Origin of the sequence: Neptuniibacter sp. (genome assembly GCF_024231755.1) — a bacterium.
GTDB lineage: Bacteria > Pseudomonadota > Gammaproteobacteria > Pseudomonadales > Balneatricaceae > Neptuniibacter.
The window spans coordinates 1-3,436 of the sequence record NZ_JAAEQH010000133.1 but is presented as its reverse complement, the minus strand read 5'-3'; the positions used below and the strand labels follow the sequence as shown (position 1 = coordinate 3,436).

Genomic DNA, 3,436 nt, shown 5'->3' with positions numbered 1-3,436 from the left:
TGCACTTACTTATTAAAATGGCAAAATTAAAAGATATGGCTAGCAGCAATCAGAAAAAAAATGCTTGCCTCGGAAAAATCCTCATTTTTATATTATTGCTAATAGCTAGCAGCTTTACGAGTGTGTATGCACAATGTCCAATTACAATAAGTGGCGTTAGTGCCCGTGATACAATTTGTGTGTCAGATGTATCTTATACTTTTGAAGGTATAACTGTAAGTACAGGAACCATTCAATGGAAAACTAACCAGCAGATTGGTCAGTTTCTTTTGGGAAATACAGCCAACCCAACTTATTATCCAGGACCCGGTGAATCGGGAGATGTTGTATTAACCATAACGGTCTCCAGTACTTCATGTACAGATGTTAGTGAGCAAATGATCCTCTTCATTCAGCCCGAACCAAGTGTAGATGCAGGAGGCGATACAACTATTTGCTGGGGAGGCCAGGGAAGCGATGTATATATTGAAGGCGCAAATACAAGCCTTCCCAACAATGTAATTTGGATGCGTGAAGGAACTGGAGATTTTAATAGTAAATTCCTGGTGAATCCCAGGTATTTTCCAAGTACAAACGATTATGATAACGGAGGAGTTACTTTAATAATGACAGTTACAGCTACTGATCCTTGCCCAGGGGTATACGCTGACACAATGGAAATAACATTTATTGCCCCTCCAACAGCAGGTACTGTATATGATGATACAATTTGTGAATCAGATGGATTTTATGAGTTTACAGGTATAACTGCAGGTGAAGGAAGTATTGAATGGTCGGGAGGGCTTGGTTATTTTTCACCAAGCCAGTATGTGGAGAACCCAACTTATTATTTAGGATCCGGTGAATCGGGATCTGTTGTATTAACCATGACGGTCTCCAATGCTCCATGTACAGCTGATAGTGATGATATGACCCTCACCATTCAGCCCGAACCATTTGTATATGCAGGAGGCAGCAATATAGATGTTTGCCAGGGAAGCAATGTATTTCTTGAAGATGCAAATAAAAGCGATCTCAGCACTGTATTTTGGACACATGACGGATATGGAGATTTTGATGATGAAACCAAGGTAAAGCCTATTTATTATCCAGATGCCCAGGATTATAATATTGGCAGCGTTACTTTAACAGTGACAGCTACAGCTATTGATCCTTGCTCAGGGTCATACACTGATGACATAGACGTAACATTTATTGCCCCTCCAACAGCATATGAGCTAGAGAATGCAGCAATTTGTGAATCAAAGACATCTTATGCTTTTTCAGGTATAACTGTAAGTGAAGGAAGCATTGAATGGACGACGGGAGGGTCTGGTTATTTTACTGGCAAAACTACAGCCAACCCAACTTATTATCCAAACGGTGAATTGGGAGATGTTGACTTAACCATGACGGTCTCCAATGCTCCATGTGCAGATTATAGTGATGTTATGACCCTCAGCATTCAGCCCGAACCATTTGTATATGCAGGAGATCATATATATGATGTTTGCCAGGGAAGTGATGTATATATTCCTAATGCAAGTGAAAACTATACCGACGGGATAACTTGGACGACGACTAGCGGATCTGGATCTTTTAGTGGTACTGAACACCGGATTGATCCTACTTATACACCAAGTGCAACCGATTATCTTATTGGCAGCGTTATTTTAAAAATAACAGGTGAAGCTCTTACTCCTTGCTCAGAGTCAGAGAGTGATGCAATGGTGGTAACATTTATTGCTCCTCCGACAGCAGATGCTGGAATTGATGCAACAATTTGTGGGGGAGACATTTATAAAATTTCTACTTCTTCATATACAAATGGAGACATCTTTTGGACTAGTAATGGAAATGGTACCTTCGACGACGATGAAGCTCGATTTCCAATATATACTCCTGGCTCAGATGATATAACTAACAGATCCGTAATTTTAACATTAACAGTAACCCCTACTAATTCTCTATGTTCAGGATATTCAGAAGCAAAAGACGTGATGACACTAACAATAGCAGACATCAGCCTGAATCCAGAAAATGTATATGCAGGAGTGGATGCTACTCTGTGTGGTAATGGCGGTTATTATTTAGAATATGCGACAGCAGAAAATTCCCCAACCCTTGTATGGACAACTTCTTCAGCAACCGGTTATTTTTCTCACATCAATCGTCTAAATCCTGTTTATTATCCAGGGCCAGCTGATATTGGAGATGTAACATTAAAATTGACTGCTACTGGATGTTCTGGAGCTGAAACGTCTGATCAAATGATATTGACTGTCGACCCATTGCCAACCATTAGTCTGTCAACTACTGGCATCATTTGTGAAACAGAGATGTTTTATATAACCCCAACGGTAGGAAACGCATCTTCCGTTTTATGGGCAAGCAACACCAACGGTAGCCCCGGTACTTTTACCCCTTTGACTACTGCAAGTACAACGTATGATCCAAGTGATACAGAAATCGCTATTGGTAGTGTAAGATTAACGTTAACTGCGTACGGTGATCAAACAACTGGATGTGATAATACAGCCACTCAATCTATTTATTTAACAATTATTGGAGAGCCGGTAATTGACGCAGGAGCTGATGAAGTAATTTGCGAAAGTGGATTTACGGTATCCGGTGTTAGCGAAGACCCCACAACCTACTCCACTATTCTTTGGACTAGCTCTGGTTCTTCTGGAACTTTAACTGATGCAACAAGCTTAACGCCAACATATACGCCAAGTACAACTGATATCAGTAATGGTTTTGTTTATCTTCGGATGACAGCACAGCCGGTTAGTCCATGCTCTACAGCAGCTACGGATTCAATTAGGGTTACCATAAGTAAAGCACCTATAGTGGATGCAGGGCAAGATGCTACCAGATGTGAAGGTATTGATTATCTAATTCCTGGGGCTTGGGCTTCCAATTCCAATGATTTGCTTTGGACAGCAACAACAGGGAGCGGGACTTTTGAGAACCCGGATAAAGCAGACGCAACTTATAAGCCCGTTTCTGAAGATATTGAACTTGGTCATGTTATCTTAAAATTAACGGCACAACCCACATCTGGATCTCCTTGTAGTGAAGTATCGGATGAGACTACTCTGTATCTCCAGAAATTACCTACCGTTTCTACGGGTGCCTCAACGGCATATATTTGTGAAGGTTATACTTATACAACTGATCATGCAACAGTTAGTGATAACGAAAACAATATAACTGTGTGGTCTCGTGATGGAGATGGTAATTTTGGTGATGACTCACAGGTAAATACAACTTATACCCCAGGCATTGAAGATATTACCAATGGATCAGTAACCCTGACATTAGCAGCTCCCAGTATTTCGCCATGTTCAGATACAGTATTTGATGAAATCACATTAATTATTGATCAAATCCCCACAGCTGATGCAGGCCCTTCACTAGACACTATTTGTAAAACTGGTTTCTATAAAACAAC

At 40.6% G+C, this 3,436-nt stretch carries 1 protein-coding gene; it reads left to right on the top strand.

Going from position 1 to position 3,436, the window contains the following annotated elements:
* Window positions 1-3,436, top strand: a 3,436-nt coding sequence (locus tag GY843_RS07740) for a hypothetical protein (protein ID WP_297308232.1), incomplete at both ends; no start/stop codon positions are given.